12 protein-coding genes are annotated in these 15,483 nt (G+C 70.8%); 6 read left to right on the top strand and 6 right to left on the bottom strand.

All coding sequences use genetic code 11. The annotated features are described in order from the left end of the window. Positions 1-11: 11 nt before the first annotated feature. The 5 genes from A3CQ_RS0134090 to A3CQ_RS0134070 all read left to right on the top strand — a co-directional run bounded on the left by A3CQ_RS0134090 (position 12) and on the right by A3CQ_RS0134070 (position 4,368). Positions 12-947 (top strand): sulfotransferase, encoded by a 936-nt coding sequence (locus tag A3CQ_RS0134090; protein WP_026206521.1) that lies wholly within the window; start codon positions 12-14, stop codon positions 945-947. Beyond that, on the top strand, positions 944-1,858 hold the full coding sequence (locus A3CQ_RS0134085; protein WP_020515434.1) for a glycosyltransferase family A protein: 915 nt from the start codon (positions 944-946) through the stop codon (positions 1,856-1,858). Before A3CQ_RS0134090 ends, A3CQ_RS0134085 begins: the two co-directional genes overlap by 4 nt. A 70-nt stretch (positions 1,859-1,928) precedes the next feature. Beyond that, a complete protein-coding gene (locus tag A3CQ_RS0134080; RefSeq protein WP_020515433.1) occupies positions 1,929-2,705 on the top strand; it encodes a DeoR/GlpR family DNA-binding transcription regulator in 777 nt (258 codons plus the stop codon). Beyond that, on the top strand, positions 2,702-3,790 hold the full coding sequence (galT, locus tag A3CQ_RS0134075) for a galactose-1-phosphate uridylyltransferase (RefSeq protein WP_020515432.1): 1,089 nt from the start codon (positions 2,702-2,704) through the stop codon (positions 3,788-3,790). The genes A3CQ_RS0134080 and galT overlap by 4 nt, the downstream gene beginning before the upstream one ends. Positions 3,791-3,834: 44 nt before the next feature. Next, positions 3,835-4,368, top strand: a complete 534-nt coding sequence (locus tag A3CQ_RS0134070) for a DinB family protein (RefSeq protein ID WP_020515431.1) — start codon at positions 3,835-3,837, stop codon at positions 4,366-4,368. A 217-nt stretch (positions 4,369-4,585) separates the two neighbouring features. Here A3CQ_RS0134070 and A3CQ_RS0134065 read toward each other — a convergent pair whose 3' ends face one another. From A3CQ_RS0134065 to A3CQ_RS0134055, 3 genes are all read right to left on the bottom strand, one after another. Continuing rightward, positions 4,586-5,218 (bottom strand): DJ-1/PfpI family protein, encoded by a 633-nt coding sequence (locus A3CQ_RS0134065; RefSeq protein ID WP_020515430.1) that lies wholly within the window; start codon positions 5,216-5,218, stop codon positions 4,586-4,588. Positions 5,219-5,230: 12 nt separating this feature from the next. Then, entirely contained in the window at positions 5,231-6,148 is a 918-nt protein-coding gene (locus tag A3CQ_RS0134060; protein WP_020515429.1) for a GlxA family transcriptional regulator, read from the bottom strand. 253 nt (positions 6,149-6,401) lie between these two features. Beyond that, a complete protein-coding gene (locus A3CQ_RS0134055; protein ID WP_020515428.1) occupies positions 6,402-7,616 on the bottom strand; it encodes an NADP-dependent isocitrate dehydrogenase in 1,215 nt (404 codons plus the stop codon). Between the two features lie 149 nt (positions 7,617-7,765). On the opposite strand from A3CQ_RS0134055, the gene A3CQ_RS0134050 reads away from it, so the two are divergent. Then, positions 7,766-8,566 (top strand): MBL fold metallo-hydrolase, encoded by an 801-nt coding sequence (locus A3CQ_RS0134050; protein ID WP_020515427.1) that lies wholly within the window; start codon positions 7,766-7,768, stop codon positions 8,564-8,566. On the opposite strand, the gene A3CQ_RS57960 is transcribed toward A3CQ_RS0134050, so the two are convergent. From A3CQ_RS57960 to mdh, 3 genes are all read right to left on the bottom strand, one after another. After that, the gene (locus tag A3CQ_RS57960; RefSeq protein WP_020515426.1) at positions 8,561-9,541 is read right to left on the bottom strand and encodes a hypothetical protein; all 981 of its coding nucleotides are present in this window, start codon (positions 9,539-9,541) and stop codon (positions 8,561-8,563) included. The two genes, A3CQ_RS0134050 and A3CQ_RS57960, sit on opposite strands and share 6 nt — an antisense overlap. 10 nt (positions 9,542-9,551) lie before the next feature. Further along, positions 9,552-14,288 (bottom strand): ricin-type beta-trefoil lectin domain protein, encoded by a 4,737-nt coding sequence (locus tag A3CQ_RS0134040; RefSeq protein ID WP_169516329.1) that lies wholly within the window; start codon positions 14,286-14,288, stop codon positions 9,552-9,554. A 183-nt stretch (positions 14,289-14,471) separates the two neighbouring features. Further along, positions 14,472-15,422 carry a malate dehydrogenase gene (gene mdh / locus A3CQ_RS0134035; RefSeq protein ID WP_020515424.1) on the bottom strand — a complete coding sequence of 317 codons (951 nt, stop codon included), beginning with the start codon at positions 15,420-15,422 and terminating at the stop codon, positions 14,472-14,474. Positions 15,423-15,483 lie beyond the last annotated feature (61 nt).

Below are 15,483 nucleotides of genomic sequence, written 5' to 3'. Positions count from 1 at the left end.
GGTGGGCCAAAGTGGCACGGGTGTTATTTCTCGGCGGATTAGGACGAAGTGGGACAACACTCGTCGAACGCCTGCTCGGCGAGCTTCCCGGGGTGTGCGCGCTCGGCGAGGTCGTCCACCTCTGGCAGCGCGACCTGCGCGACGACGAGCGCTGCGGCTGCGGCGCGAAGTTCTCGACCTGCGGCTTCTGGCGGCGGGTCGGCGCGCTCGCCTTCAACGGCTGGCACAACGTCGACGTCGACCGGGTGCACTACCTGCGCGCCGCCGTCGAGCGCACCCGGCACATCCCCCGGCTGGCCACCGCCGTCGAGGCGCCCGAGGAGGTGCACGAGTACGCGGAGTACTACTCCCGCATCTACTCGGCCGCCCACGAGGTCTCGGGCGCGCGGATCGTCGTCGACTCCTCGAAGCACTCGGCGCTGGCCCACGTGCTGCGCTGGTCGAACGACATCGACCTGCGGGTGGTGCACGTGGTGCGGGACGCGCGCGGCGTCGCGTACTCGTGGACCAAGAGCGTCGCCCGGCCCGAGACCGACGGCGCCGAGCACATGACCCGCTACTCCCCCGGCCGCTCGGCGCTGCTGTGGAACGCGCACAACGCCGCGTTCGGCCTGCTCGCCCGGCGCGGGGTGGCGGTCCGGCGTATCCGCTACGAGGAGTTCGTCTCCGACCCGAAGATGGCGCTCGCCGGCATCGCGGAGTTCGCGGGCGTCGACCTCGGCGCGTCCGATCTGGACTTCCTGTACGACGGGTACGCCGACCTGAAGGTCGGGCACAGCGCGGCGGGCAACCCGATGCGCTTCACCGTCGGGCGGCTCACGCTGCGGCGCGACGACGCCTGGGTCCGCTCGCTGCCGCCGCGCCAGCGCCGCCTGGTCGGCGCCGTCTGCGCGCCGATGCTCCGCGCCTACGGCTACCCGCTCAACACGGAGGTCCCGTCGCGATGAACTGGCCCTCCGTCGGCGTCGTCATTCCCACCCGCAACCGGCCCGAGCTCGTCCGCAAGGCGATCGCGGCCGTACGCGACCAGCGTTACCCGGGCGAGCTGAGGATCCTCGTGGTGTACGACCAGACCGAACCCGACTACCTGCTCGCCTCGACCGAGGGTGTGCAGGTGCTGGTGCTCACCAACTGGCGTACGTCGGGGCTGGCCGGCGCCCGCAACACCGGGATCCTGGCGCTCGACACCGAGTTCGTGGCCTTCTGCGACGACGACGACCGATGGCTGCCCGACAAGCTGCGCCGGCAGGTGGCGGCGGTGCTGGCCGAGCCGGACGCCGAGATGGCGACGTGTGCGATCGAGGTCGAGTACGAGGGCCGGTGCACGCCGCGACTGGCCGGCCGCAGCCGGGTCACGGTCGACGAGCTGGCCCGCTCCCGGATGGCTATGCTGCACTCCTCGTCGTTTCTGATCCGCCGGGAGGCGCTGGCCGCGGACGCGATCGGCCTGGTCGCCGAGGACGCGCCGGGCAGCCAGAACGAGGACTGGGACCTGCTGCTGCGGGCCGCACGCCGGTCGCCGGTCGTGCACCTGGACGAGCCGCTCGTGCGCGTGCTCTGGGGACGGACCTCGCATTACGCGTACGAGTACGCCACGAAGATCTCGTCGCTGCGGTGGATGATGCAGCGCCACCCGGAGATCAGCGGATGCAAGCCGGGCGCCGCGCGCGTCTACGGCCAGCTGGCCTGCTGGTCGGCCGCGAGCGGAAATCGCAGCCAGGCCTGGCAGTTCAGCAAGGAAGCGGTGCGCGCAAACTGGAAGGAGCCGAGAACCGCGATCGCCCTGGCCGCGATGACCGGTGCGGTCAAGGTCGAAAACGTGCTGTCGGCTCTGCACAAGCGCGGAAGGGGTATCTAGGGTCACTCTTTCCATCACACCCGATCGCAAGGTAATGTTCGGGCGTGTTCGAAATAGTTCGGATCCACTGATGCTTGCTCAGCAGCGTCAGGCTGCGATCCTCGACCGGGTCCGGGCCGCCGGCGGCGTCCGGGTCAGCGAACTGGCCGCCGAGTACGGCGTCTCCGACATGACGATCCGCCGCGACCTCGAGTCGCTGGCCGACCGCGGCCTCCTGGCGAAGGTACACGGCGGCGCCACCACGGTGAGCCCCGGCTCCGCCCACGAGCCCGGTTTCGCCGCCAAGTCCGTCCGCCAGCGCGCGGAAAAGGCGGCCATGGCCATGCACGCCGCCTCGCTCGTCTCCCCCGGCGACGCCATCGCGCTCTCCGCCGGCACCACCACGGCCGGCCTCGCGCAGCGCCTCGTCGACGTCCCCTCGCTGACCGTCGTCACCAACTCGATCCCGGTCGCCGACGTCTTCTACCGCGCCGGCCGCCCCGACCAGACGGTCGTGCTCACCGGCGGCACGCGTACGCCGTCCGACGCCCTCGTCGGCCCGGTCGCGGTCGCCGCGATCGGCACGCTGCACCTCGACATGCTCTTCCTCGGCGTGCACGGGATGAGCGAGCGCGCCGGCTACACGACTCCCAACCTCATGGAGGCCGACGTCAACCGGGCCCTGGTCGAGGCGGCCGAGCGCCTGGTGGTGCTGGCCGACCACACCAAGTGGGGCACGGTCGGCATCTCCTCGATCGTGCCGCTCGAGCGGGCCGACACGCTGATCACCGACGACGGGCTCGACGACCAGGCTCGCACGCTGCTGGAGGAGACGGTGCCCGAGCTCGTGGTGGTGAAGGCGCAGTGAGCTTCACGAGCCGCCAGGCCATCCGCCTGTCCGACGGCCGCGAGCTGATCTACTTCAACGAGGAGAAGCAGAGCGACCGAGCGAAGTACGCCGACACCCGGCACCTGCCGCCCCCGCCGCCGACCTCACAGCTGCGGTACGACCCGCTGGTCGACGAGTGGGTGGCGGTGGCCGCGCACCGGCAGACTCGCACCTTCCTGCCGCCCAGCGACGCGTGCCCGCTCTGCCCGTCCACGCCGTCGTTCGCCAGCGAGATCCCGGCGCCCGACTACGACGTGGTGGTCTTCGAGAACCAGTTCCCGTCGTTCAGCGACCGGATCAAGCCCGACGAGGTCACATCGCTGACCGAGCTCGTCCCGGTGCGCGCCGGCATCGGCCGCTGCGAGGTCATCTGCTTCACCAGCGACCACAACGGCTCGTTCGGCAAGCTCGCGCCGTCGCGGGTGCGCACGGTCGTCGACGTGCTCGCCGACCGCACCACCGAGATGTCGGCGATCACCGGCGTGGCCCAGGTCTTCCCGTTCGAGAACCGCGGCGTCGAGATCGGCGTGACCCTGCACCACCCGCACGGGCAGATCTACGCGTACCCGACCGTGCCGCCGCGTACCCAGCAGATGCTGCGGGCGGCCGGGCGCTACCGCGACCGGACCGGCCGCGACCTCTACACCGACGTGCTGGCGGCCGAGCGCAAGGCCGGCGTCCGGGTGATCGCCGAGAACGAGCATTGGACGGCGTACGTGCCGGCGGCGTCCCGCTGGCCGTACGAGGTGCAGGTCGCTCCCCACCGCAAGGTGCCCGACCTGCCGGCCCTCTCCGGCGAGGAGCGCGACGCGTTCGGCCCGCTCTACCTGGACGTGCTGCGCCGCTTCGACGCGCTGTTCGGCAAGCCGATGCCGTACATCTCGGCCTGGCACCAGGCGGTCGTCGGCGAGGGACGCGAGCTGGGCTACCTGCACCTGCAGCTGTTCAGCATCCGCCGCGCGGCCGACAAGCTGAAATACCTGGCCGGCTCGGAGTCCGCCATGGGCGCCTTCGTGAACGACATCGTCCCGGAGAAGGCCGCCGAGACACTGCGCGCTCTGTGAGATCACGATTGCTTTCCGCGATCCCTTCCTAGAAGGTCGGAGTTATGGGATTCGCCTGGTCCAACATGTTCGTCACGCCCGACGAGGATCCGCGCATCGACGGCGGTTTCGTCGGTGAGCGGGACACGCTGATCGGCTTTCTCCGCGATCAGCGGCTGACGCTCGAGCTGAAGTGCGCCGACCTCACGCCCGAGCAGTTGGCGTCGCGGTCGGTCGAGCCGTCCAAGATGTCGCTGCTGGGCCTGGTGCGGCACATGGCCGACGTCGAGCAGGGCTGGTTCCGCATGGACATGGCGGGCTTCGCGGTCTCGCACCACTACCGCGTGGACGGCGACCGGGACGCCGACTTCGAGGGCGCGGTGGCCGACCCGGCGGTGGTCGAGGACGCGTTCGCCACCTGGAAGTCGGAGATCGCCTTCGCCGAGGACTACGTCGACTCGATCGACGATCTGGGCTACGTCGGCGAGGGCGGCAACCCCCTGCGCGAGGTCCTGGTCCACATGATCGAGGAGTACGCCCGCCACAACGGCCACGCCGACTTCCTCCGAGAACGCATCGACGGGCGTATAGGGCAGTAGGCCAATAAGGGGCGGGGGGCCCGGGACAAGGCCCCCCGCGGGGAAGGGTGCTGGTCGCGCTGTGGGATCCGGGGGGAAACCGAACGGCGCCCGGGACAAGGCGGCCAATCGGCTGGGCGAACTACCCTCGGCGACGCGACCAGCGTCCGTTTCGCTGTGAAAAACGAGGGCTCTAACCACCGGTTACGGAAATAAACATGCAATTTGCAGCATAGGTCTAAAGTCTGACAACTAGGTCGCGGTTCTCCCGGAGGAACGTGACGATCGGGTCCGGCGCCTTCGCCGGTGAGCCTGCCGGGAAGGGCGGCGCCGGGTCGTACTCGATGCCCAGCTGGACGGCCATCGCCGCCTCGGGGCCGACGATCTCGCCCAGGAGTGTCAGCGCCAGATCGATGCCGGCCGAGACTCCGGCGCCGGTCGCGTACTTGCCGTCGATGACCACGCGCTCGGCGGTGGGGATGGCGCCGTACTCGGTCAGGTTGTCGAGGGTCAGCCAGTGCGAGGTGGCCCGGCGGCCGTCGAGCAGGCCGGCCGCGCCGAGGATCAGCGAGCCGACGCAGACCGAGGTGGTCCAGGTCGAGGTGGCGTCGGCGGCGCGCAGCCACTCGTGCACCGGGCCGGGGGTGAGCGGCGGCGTGAAACCGCCCGGCACCAGCACGATTTCCGCCGAGGGCGCCTCGTCGAGGGACGCGTCGGCGACCAGCGTCAGGAATCCCGTGTCGGTGCGCACCGGGCCCGCGCGGTCGGCCACGAACAGGACCTCGTTGCCGGGGAAGCGACTGAGCACCTCGTAGGGACCTACCGCGTCGAGGGCGGTCATCCCGTCGTACAGGAGAATGTTGATCTTCATGGTTTTGGCTCCTCAGAAGCGGCGGCGGTATTCGGCCGGGGAGACGCCCAGTGCCTGGAGGAAGGCGCGGCGCATGGTCTCGGGAGTGCCGTAGCCGGCGCGCCGGGCCACCTCGGCGATGCTGGCCGCGGTGTCCTCGAGCAGGCGGCGCGCGGTTTCCAGGCGTACGCGATCGACGTAACGACCCGGCGGGACGCCGATCTCGGCCGTGAACGCCCGGCTGAACTGGCGGGGAGAGAGATTGGCGGTGGCGGCGAGGGTCGGAACAGACAGGTCTGTCTCGGGGTGTTCGGCGATCAGCCGCTGGATCTCGCGCAGCGGCTCCCGATGCGCGACCTGGCCGGCGAGTTGGGCGCTGAACTGGCTCTGGCCGCCCGGGCGGCGCAGGAACATGACCAGGCCGCGGGCGATGGCGAGGGCCACGTCCCGGCCGCGGTCCTCCTCGACCAGCGCGAGGGCGAGGTCGATGCCGGTGGTGACGCCGGCGCTGGTGGCGATCCGGCCGTCCCGCACGAAGATCGGCTCGGCGTCGACGTCGACCTTCGGATGGCGGTGGCGAAGCGATTCGCAGTACTGCCAGTGGGTGGTGGCGCGCTTGTCGTCGAGCAGGCCGGCCTCCGCGAGCAGGAAGGCGCCGGTGCAGACCGACATGATCCGTTGCGGCCGGTTGCCGTGCTCACGAAGCCACGCGATGACATCTTCCGGCGGCTCGCGGGTGCCCGCACCGCCCGGCACCACCAACGTATCCGACATTTCGAACAAGTCACCGTCGGGAACCAGGCGCAGGCCGCTCGACGTCCGGACGGGCACGCCGCCGACGCTCGCGGTGGTGACCCGGTAGCCGCCGGCATAGGTGAACACCTCGAGCGGGCCGGTCACGTCGAGGCTCTGCACCCCGTCGAAGAGGACGATCTGCACGTGGTGGGCCATGCCTGAATCGTCCCGGCACCCACGTCATGACCGCAACGACGCAGTTCCCACCTTTCACGCCACGACGAGCAACCCGCCGACCCTGAGAGGTCAATTTTCGGGGACTAAAAACCACAGGACGGCCCGCGATCGCCCCGCCGATGAGGAGGCAGTCGATTTTCGTCGCCGCGGGGTTTGCGGCGCCGGAAATCGGCTGACTCCTCATCGGCGTGAAAGGGGCGATCGCCCGCGGAGCGAAGCGGAGCCAGCCAGCTCAGCTCAGCTTGCGCGCCAGGTTCTCGTCGAGCGCGTTCATGAACTCGTCCGTCGTCAGCCAGGGGGCGTCGCGCGAGATCAGCAGCGCGAGGTCCTTGGTCATCTGGCCGCCCTCGACCGTCTCGACGCAGACCTTCTCCAGCGTCTCGGCGAACTCGGTCACCGCCGGGGTGCTGTCGAGCAGGCCGCGGTGCTTGAGGCCGCCGGTCCAGGCGAAGATCGAGGCGATCGGGTTGGTCGAGGTCTTCTCGCCCTTCTGCCACTGGCGGTAGTGGCGGGTGACCGTGCCGTGCGCGGCCTCGGCCTCGACCGTGCGGCCGTCGGGCGTCATGAGCACGCTGGTCATCAGGCCGAGCGAGCCGAAGCCCTGGGCGACCGTGTCGGACTGCACGTCACCGTCGTAGTTCTTGCAGGCCCAGACGTAGCCGCCCTCCCACTTCAGCGCGGCGGCGACCATGTCGTCGATCAGCCGGTGCTCGTAGGTGAGGCCGGCCGCGGCGAACTGGTCGGCGAACTCGGTCTCGAAGATCTCGGCGAACAAATCCTTGAACCGGCCGTCGTACGCCTTGAGGATCGTGTTCTTCGTGGAGAGGTAGACCGGGTAGTTGCGGGCCAGGCCGTACCGGAACGAGGCGCGGGCGAAGTCGCGGATCGACTCGTCGAAGTTGTACATGCCCATGCCGACGCCGCCGGCCGGGAAGTCGGCCACGTGGAACTCGATCGGCTCGGAGCCGTCCTCCGGCGTGAACGTCATCGTGAACTTGCCGGCGGAGGGGGCCACGAAGTCGGTCGCCTTGTACTGGTCGCCGTGGGCGTGACGGCCGATGATGATCGGCTTGGTCCAGCCCGGTACCAGCCGGGGCACGTTCGACATGATGATCGGCTCGCGGAAGACGACGCCACCCAGAATGTTCCGGATGGTCCCGTTCGGCGAGCGCCACATCTTCTTGAGGCCGAACTCCTCGACCCGGGCCTCGTCGGGGGTGATCGTGGCGCACTTGACGCCGACGCCGTGCCGCTTGATGGCGTTGGCCGCGTCGATCGTCACCTGGTCGTCGGTCTCGTCGCGGTGCTGGATCGACAGGTCGTAGTACTCGAGGGGGACATCGAGGTAGGGCAGGATCAGCTGCTCCCGGATCTGCTTCCAGATGATCCGGGTCATCTCGTCGCCGTCGAGCTCCACGACCGGGTTTGTGACCTTGATTTTCGCCATCGGCCGGCGCTCCTCTCCCGAAAACCATTCTTAGCAGTACGAGCGTACTGCCCGCCCGACGAAGATCGTCGCCCGGCCCCGACCTGCCGTTATCCACAGGTCGGCAAACGGGCAGGCGGGACACCGCCCCCGACCGGCAGAATCTGTCCATGCCGCTGACCCACATTGTCGGACAGCTCACGATCACCGCGCTGGAGGATGGCGCGGGCCCGTTCTTCATGCCCCGCACGCAGGCCTTCCCCGGCGCCACACCCGCCCAGTGGGTCGACGCCGACGCGGCCGACCCGGCCGCCGCGACCGCCGACGGCGAGTGGTGGTTGCGTTTCCGCAGCTACGCGATTCGGTACGACGAGGGCCCGGTCACCCTGGTCGACGCCGGTATCGGCCCGGCCGGCTCGCTGGCCGCCGACTGGGCGCCGGTCCCCGGCCACCTCCCCGCCGAACTGGCCGCGGCCGGAATCGATCCGGCCGAGGTCACCGCGATAGTCCTGACCCACCTGCACAACGACCACATGGGCTGGGCCGTCCCCCGTGATTCCCCGTTCACCGCGGCCCGGGTCGTGGTGCAGCAGGCCGACGTCGACGTCTACAAGGCCAACCGCGACCAGGCCGGCCAGTTCGACCTGCTCATCGAGCCGCTGCTCGCCCAGGGCCGCCTCCAGGTGCTGGCCGGCGACGCCCCGGTGAGCCGCGGCGTCCGCATCATCGCCACGCCCGGCCACACCCCCGGCCACCAGTCCGTCCTGGCCGAGGACGCCGACGATGCCGTCCTGGTCGCCGGCGACCTGGCCGTCCACATGGTCCAGTTGCTGCACCCCGACCTGGCGTATGCGAGCGACACCGACCCCGAGCAGGCCCGGGCCACCCGCCGCCGCATCGTCGAGGAGGTGAAAGACCGAGGCATCACCCTGGCCGTCTCCCACCTCGGCTCGGCGTTCCGCAAGCTATAGCTCGAGGCGCCGCCACTCGTGGCCGTCGCGCCAGGTGTCGTCGCCGGCGCGGAAGCGCTGGAGGAAGCGGACGGCCGCGTCCGGGTCGGTGGTGTCGGCGCGGAGATGAACGCCGGCGCGGTGCTCGAGGGCGTAGGCGCCGGGCGCCGCGCCCGACTTCGGGCCGAAGCCGACCTGGGCGTAGACGCCGTCCGAGCGCTCGAGCAGCGCGTAGAAGCGCTCCTCGTTGAGCCGGCGCACGACCCGCTCGAGCTGGTCGGGCCCGGGGTTGGGCACCGGCACGCCGACCAGGGAGTTCGCGGTCGTGAGCTGGTACGAGAGGGCCGCCGGCGGGGGCGGCTCGGGGGTGGCGCCGGGAGCCAGCGCGCGCACTTCGTCGAACGCCGCCGCGTACTCCGTACGGCCGGGGCTGCCCTCGGGATACGCACGCTCCAGAGTGGCCAGCGCACCCCCTGGGTTTCCCTGGGCGAGCTCGCCGGCCGCCACGATCACCGGGAAGCGGCCCGGGTTGCCGGGGTGCCGGTCGGCCCGCGCGCGGACGGCCTCGGTCACGGCGGCCACGGTCGTGCGCTCGTCGAGCCACGGCACCATCGGCGCGAGCAGGTAGCGCTCGACCGGTAGGGCCGTCAGGTCGTCGCGGGTGCCGAACAGCAGCATCGGGGAGCCGGGGTCGAGGATGTCCAGCAGTTCCATGTCCACCACGCCGGATTTGTCGGCCGCTGAAGGACCCAGCAGGCGGGTCGCCTCCGCCGCGATCGACGGGAACGCGACCGTGGCCCGCGGCGACAACTGGAACTCGCCGTGCCGGACGCTCAGGTCGAGGTGGAGGCGCTGCCGGCCGTCGTCGGCGACCTTGCGGGAGTAGACCAGCGCGGCGGCCGCGCGGGTGAACCCCCGCGCGGCCAGCGCCGCATCCCACCGGTCGGCGGCCACCTCGCGAACCCACGCGGTGGCCGTCGCACGGTCAGTTGTCATCGCAGAAACCTCACGGCACCTTGATCTCGCGGACGCCGACGACCTTGTAATTGCCAGCGTACTTGCCGACGGTCGTCGGGTGGTTCCCCGCCTCGACCCAGGCGTCGAACGCCCGCTGCTCGGGCGTACGGGTCGCCGTGCCGCTCTTCACCTCGATGCCGATGATCTCGCCGTTGCCGAGGTCGATCGCGCAGTCGTAGTAGCGCAGTTGGTTGCCGTTACCGCGGGTCGCCACCTGGCTGCGGATCACGTTGTAACCCTCGTCGGCCAGGTCGTCCATGACCTGCTTCTCGGCCGCCGCGCCGACCCGGGTGCCGGCGCTGGTCGCGAAGTGGCCGAGCGCGTCCCGGATCGAGCCGTCCGGGTACTGGTACAGCCCGTCGCCGAGGTCGATGGCCAGGCAGTTGACGTTGTGCACCAGGATCGCCCGGTCGCCGGCGAACACGTAGAACGTGTGCGCGTCGTCGACCGTCAGGTCGTACATGTCGCGGCCGCCGGGGACGACCCGGACCTCGGACACCGCGACCGGCGAGCCGTCGTCGGTGTGCAGCGCCGTGCCGGGCGACAGCGAGGCCGCCGCGATCCACCGGTCGGCCGACTCGCTCCAGAAGGGATGCTTGCTGGTGGTGTGGATGACCGCCCCGCCGGAGACCACGACGTCGATCAGGTCGGTGTCGTGGGTGCGGTAGGTCTTGCTGACCACCCCGCCGGCCACCCGGTCGCCCACCGCGACCCGCGAGATCGCCCGCCGGCCGCCGTCGGCCATCAGCACCGGCGTCGCCGCGTCGAAGCTCTGCGTCGTACAGGCCTTGGTGATGTCGGCGTCGATGTCGGTCTCGAGCTTGATGATCGTGTTGAGGTCGAGGTCGGCCGCCTTGAGGCCGTCGAACGCCTCGGCCAGACCTTCGCCCGACCGGGCCGCCATCTTGATCTCGAAGATCGCCTTGGCCCAGGCGAACAGCTTCTCGTACGGGATGAAGTTGGCCGCCGCCCACGCGCAGTCGCCGTTGACCCCGTGGTTCTGCCAGATGTACTTGCCGCAGCCGATGAAGTCGCCGACCGCCAGGTTCACGACGTTGCGGATCGACGCGTCCATGACCTCGCGGACGTCGAGGTGCACGCGCTGGGTGGTGTCCTGGTCGAACGGCTTGGTGCCGAGCTGGATGCGCTCGCAGATCGCGCTGGTCGTCCCCTGGTACTGGCAGACCACCACGTTGTACGCGAGCGTGCCGCTCATGTGCACGGGGACGTCGACGTCGCAGGTCGGCTTGGCCGTGCAGTGCAGGTCGCCGGTCGTGACGTTGATGTCGCCGACCGGGGCGATCTCCAGGAACATGAAGCCGCCGTCGAAGCTGCCGATGAGCTGTCGCTGGTCGTCCTGGTCCTGGGCGGCCGCCTCGGCGTCGCTCGCCGCCTTCTCCGCGGCGTCGGCGTCGGCCCTGGCGCGGGCCGCGGCCGCCTCGGCGTCGTCGGCGTACTTGTCGGCGTCGTCGGCCGCCTTCTGCGCGGCGTCGGCGTCCACCCGGGCCTGGGCCGCGGCGGCCCGGGCCGAGGCGGCGTCCCGCTCGGCGGCGTCGGCCTCCGCGTCGGCGGCGTCTGCGTCCCCGGCCGCCGCGGTCGCCGCGGCGTGTGCCGCCGCCGCATCCCGTTCGGCCTGTGCGTTGAGGGTGGAGGTCGCGGCCGCCGCCGTGGCCGCCGCGGCGGCGTCGTTGGCCGCGGCCGCCGCCGAGGCGCGGGCGTCCTTCGCGGACTTGGCCGCGGCGGCCGCGCTGGTGGCCGCGTCGGCCGCGGCCTGTGCGGCGATCTTCGCGTCGCCGGTGGCCGCGGCGGCCAGCGCCGAGGCATTCGCGGCGGCGGCGTTGGCCTCGTCGGCACGGGCCTGAGCCGCGGCCGCCTGCTGCTGCGCCACGGTCAGCGCACCCTGCCCGACCAGCACCGCGAGCGCCGCCGCCGAGTCCCTGTCGACGAAGGGCGCGCCCAGACCCACCGCGTCGTTGGCCGGCGCGGCCACCTCGGCGGCGGAGTCACGCGCGGCGATGGCGGCCTGCGCGGTCGCGTACGCCCGCCCGGCCGTGATCGCGCTCTGCGCGACCGCCGCGTCCGCCGCCTCCTTGGCCTCGGCCGCCTGCTGCGCCGCCACCCTCATGTCGGCCGCGGCCGCCGCCGCGTCGGCGTCGGCGTTGTCGGCGTGCGTCTTGGCGTCCTTGGCCGCGGCCAGCGCGTCGGCCGCCGCCGCATGCGCGGTCAGCATCGCCGACCGGGTGATCGCGACCTGCTTGTCGGCCTCATTCGCCGCGGCCAGGGAGCGCGCCGCGGCGGCGTGGGCCCGGGTGGCCGCCTCGCGGGCCGCCGCGGCCGCCGCGGTGGCGACGTCGGCGTCGTGCTGGGCGTTGTCGGCGGCGGTGTCGGCCCGGTCGGCCGCGGCCTGCGCGTCGTTGGCGGCCTGGCGGGACGCCGCTGCCTCGGTGGTGCCCTCGTCGGCGTTCGCCCGCGACTGCATGGCGGCGGCCCGGGAGGCCAGGGCGTCCCGCTGGCGGGCCGCGTTCTCGGCGGTCTCGCGGTAGATGTGCGCCTGGTTGGCCGAGCTCTGCGCGTCGAAGTCACGGTCGGCGGCGGTTTGCGCGTCCGCCTCGGCCTGTGCTCGCGCGGAGGCCGCTATCCCCTGCTGGCGTTGCGCGTCGGCGTCGGCGGCCGACGCCTCGCCGTGCTTCTGCTCGGCGATCGCCCGCTGCTGGGCCGCGACCTGCCGCTGCTGCTCGGCGATCTGGCGCTGCTGGGCGGCCTTGTTCGCGGCGACCTGCGCCGTGGCCTGGGCCTGCTCGGCGACCTGCCGCTTCGCCTTCGCGGTGACCGCGTCGGCGGCGGCCGCCTGCGCCTCCGCGGCCGCCGAGTCGGCCGCGGCCTTGGCCTGCCGGGCCGCCTCCTGCGCCGCGTTCTTCGCGTACTCGGCCTGCATGGCCTTGGCCTGCGTCTGCGCCAGCGAGATCAGCGTGGCGCTGTCCGCGACCGCCGCCTTGGTCGCCTGCACCGCGGTGGCCGTCGCCTTCGCGGCGGCGGCGGCGCCGGCCGCCGACGCCTTGGTGACCTGAGCCGACTGCTGGGCGTACGCGAGACCGCGCCCCACCGGGTAGTTGTTGTTCGTCGCGATCGTCGCCGCGGCGTTCTGCGCGTTCGTCACCGCGGTCGACTGCACCTGGGCGTCGGCCGAGGCGTTGTTCGCGATCGTCAGCTGCGCGGCGGCCCGGGTCTGCGCGTTCTTGATCTCGTTGGTCGCGTACGTGAAGTCGGCCGTGGTCGGCCAGAACATCGTGTCGTGCCCGGTGCCCGTGTTCGAGTTGTCCTGGGAGGACACGAACTGCTGGGTCGTGCCGCCGGCGCAGGCCTGCACGGTCGCCTGGAGGCCGCTGGTCGCCGTCGCGAGGTTCAGGCACTTGTTCGCGCCGACGTTGAAGAGCCGGGTGTTGCCGACCGTGCTCTGCCACTGCCAGTGCTGGTTCGCCTTGCCGCTGGTGCAGGCGTTGAGGACGACGTTGGTGCCGTTCAGGTCGAGACAGCGGTTGGTGCCCGTGTTGATCAGCGTGCCGTCGAGGTAGTTGGCCATGACGCCCGGGCGGAACTTCTGCGCGGTGCCGTTGTTGCACGCGTACAACTCGATCTTGTTGTTGTTCGCCGAGGAGCCGCCGGTGTTGTCCAGGCAGAGCGTGGTGGCGGACTTGTACTTGAAGGTGATCGGGCCCGAGCCGGCCCAGCAGTAGCCGCCGGCGGTGTAGCAGGCCTGCCACTTGCTCAGCTGACCGGCGATCCAGGACTGGCCGACCGACTCGCCCATCGCGATGGCCGCGGTCTCCAGGTCGCTGTACGCCTTGATCTGCGCGTTGACGATCGCGCTGCGCTGCGTCGCCTGCGAGTCGAGCTCGGCGCGCCACTCGGCGGCCGCCGTCTTCGTGACGTTCGCGAGCACGTGGTTGGGGTCGAGCGGGTTCTCCGCGTCGCACGAGGAGAAGCGCTGCTTGAGCGCCTCGACCTCCTGCCGGTACTCGAGCGTGCCGGGGGTCAGCGCGGTCTTGGGGAACCCACCGAACTGGAGGAACTCGCGCAGGTCGTCGGCGTGGTGGTTGCCCGGGAAGATGCTGCCGTCGCCGAAGACGTCCTGGTCGCCGACCTCACCCCAGGAGATCTCCTCCTGCACCGAGTGCGGCGCGTTGTCATCGCCGTTGTACAGGTGCTGCTCGTTGGCGAGCTGGTTGCCCTTGGCCACGGCCTCGGCCGAGGCGATCGGGGCGAGGTCGTCGTAGAGCCTGTCCTCGCCCTTGAAGAACTGGTCGACGTAGAAGCCGGTGATGCCCAGGTCGCCGTAGAAGTTGGGCGCCCACTGGAAGCCGGTCACCGTCTCGGTGGGGATCTCGAAGTTGTTCGGGATCGAGTCGCTCCACACGTCCTTGCGGTCGTAGAGCGTGTCCCACATGGCCGAGCGGCTGGCCTGGTCCTTGTCGTACGCGACCGAGAGCGGCGTGTCGTTCCAGTAGGACGGGTCGGCCGCCGTGTTCATCTGCGCGTCGGTGCCGACGAGCGCGGTCTGCGCCACCTTCTTGATCTCGGGACCGCCGGCTTGCAGCACATAGCCGAGGCGACAGCGGTCGAGACGCGGATCGGTCTGTCCATCGTCGAGCCGATTGGGATAGACCCAGGTATCGCCGGTGTCCGCCAGCGCGGGCGAACCCGCGGGAGCCACCACAGTGATCGTCAAAGCGGCCAGAGTCGAGGCAGCAAGACCCAGCCAGCGCGCAGCCTTCATCACAACGTCGCCTTCCCCCGTAAAAGCAAGCGAAGATCACGCTAGGGGACGCCGACAACGTAGGTCAATACATCTATCTACTGAGAAGTAACAAGGCCGGGCCGCATGGCCCGGCCTTGTTCGTGGAGAGGGAGATCAGAGATTGGCGACGTCCGCCTGCTTGGCACGGACGGCCTCGGCGGCCTCCTTGAGACCGGCGATCTCGGAGTCGGTCAGCTTGTCCTCGACGACCTGCTTGACGCCCTCGCGGCCGATCTGCGCCTCGACACCGAGGTACACGCCGGAGATGCCGTACTCGCCGTCGACCCACGCGCAGACCGGGAGGGTCGCGCCGGAGTCCTCGATGACCGCCTTGGCCATGCGGGCGGCGGCGGCCGACGGCGCGTAGTACGCCGAGCCGGTCTTGAGCAGCGCGACCACCTCGGCGCCGCCGTTGCGGGTGCGCACGACGAGCTCCTCGATCTTCTCGGCCGGGAGCAGGTCGGACAGCGGTTTGCCGTCCACGGTGCAGCGCGACGGGACCGGCACCATGGTGTCGCCGTGCGAGCCGAGCGTGAGCGCCTTGACGCTCTTGACCGGGACCGCGAGGGTCTCGGCGATCGAGTTTGTGAAGCGGGCGGTGTCGAGCACACCGGCCTGGCCGAAGACCCGGTTCCGGGGGAACTGGGTGGCGAGCTGGGCCAGCGCGGTCATCTCGTCGACCGGGTTGGACACCACGATGACCACGGCGTTCGGCGCGTACTTCGCGATGTTCTCGGCGACCTGGCGCACGATCTTGGCGTTGACCTCGAGCAGGTCCATCCGGCTCATGCCGGGCTTGCGCGGCAGGCCGGCGGTGACGACCACGACGTCCGAGCCCTCGATCGCCTCGTAACCCTCGCCGTTCACGCCGGTGGTGACGCCGACGACCTTGGTCTCGAAGCCCTCGATCGGGCGGGACTGGTTCAGGTCGAGGGCGAGGCCGGCCGGCTTGCCGTCGATGATGTCGGTGAGCACCACGGTGTCGAAGATGTCGTACTCGGCCAGACGCTGTGCCGTCGTCGAGCCGTAGAAACCGGCGCCTACGACGGTTACCTTCTTGCCCATAGCTCTCTCACTCCCAGTCTCCGGGCCATTTTTCCGGACCGTATCAGTCGGTTAACGAGGT

It is taken from the genome of Paractinoplanes globisporus DSM 43857 (assembly GCF_000379645.1).
Lineage (GTDB): Bacteria > Actinomycetota > Actinomycetes > Mycobacteriales > Micromonosporaceae > Actinoplanes > Actinoplanes globisporus.
This window is presented reverse-complemented; position numbering and strand designations above follow the sequence as displayed.

Excerpts from the sequence above, each read along its gene's own strand:
- A3CQ_RS0134085 (WP_020515434.1), top strand. The coding sequence starts at position 944 with ATGAACTGGCCCTCCGTCGGCGTCGTCATTCCCACCCGCAACCGGCCC.
- A3CQ_RS0134080 (WP_020515433.1), top strand. The coding sequence starts at position 1,929 with ATGCTTGCTCAGCAGCGTCAGGCTGCGATCCTCGACCGGGTCCGGGCC.
- A3CQ_RS0134070 (WP_020515431.1), top strand. The coding sequence starts at position 3,835 with ATGGGATTCGCCTGGTCCAACATGTTCGTCACGCCCGACGAGGATCCG.
- A3CQ_RS0134065 (WP_020515430.1), bottom strand. The coding sequence starts at position 5,218 with ATGAAGATCAACATTCTCCTGTACGACGGGATGACCGCCCTCGACGCG.
- A3CQ_RS0134060 (WP_020515429.1), bottom strand. The coding sequence starts at position 6,148 with ATGGCCCACCACGTGCAGATCGTCCTCTTCGACGGGGTGCAGAGCCTC.
- A3CQ_RS0134055 (WP_020515428.1), bottom strand. The coding sequence starts at position 7,616 with ATGGCGAAAATCAAGGTCACAAACCCGGTCGTGGAGCTCGACGGCGAC.
- A3CQ_RS0134050 (WP_020515427.1), top strand. The coding sequence starts at position 7,766 with ATGCCGCTGACCCACATTGTCGGACAGCTCACGATCACCGCGCTGGAG.
- A3CQ_RS57960 (WP_020515426.1), bottom strand. The coding sequence starts at position 9,541 with ATGACAACTGACCGTGCGACGGCCACCGCGTGGGTTCGCGAGGTGGCC.
- mdh (WP_020515424.1), bottom strand. The coding sequence starts at position 15,422 with ATGGGCAAGAAGGTAACCGTCGTAGGCGCCGGTTTCTACGGCTCGACG.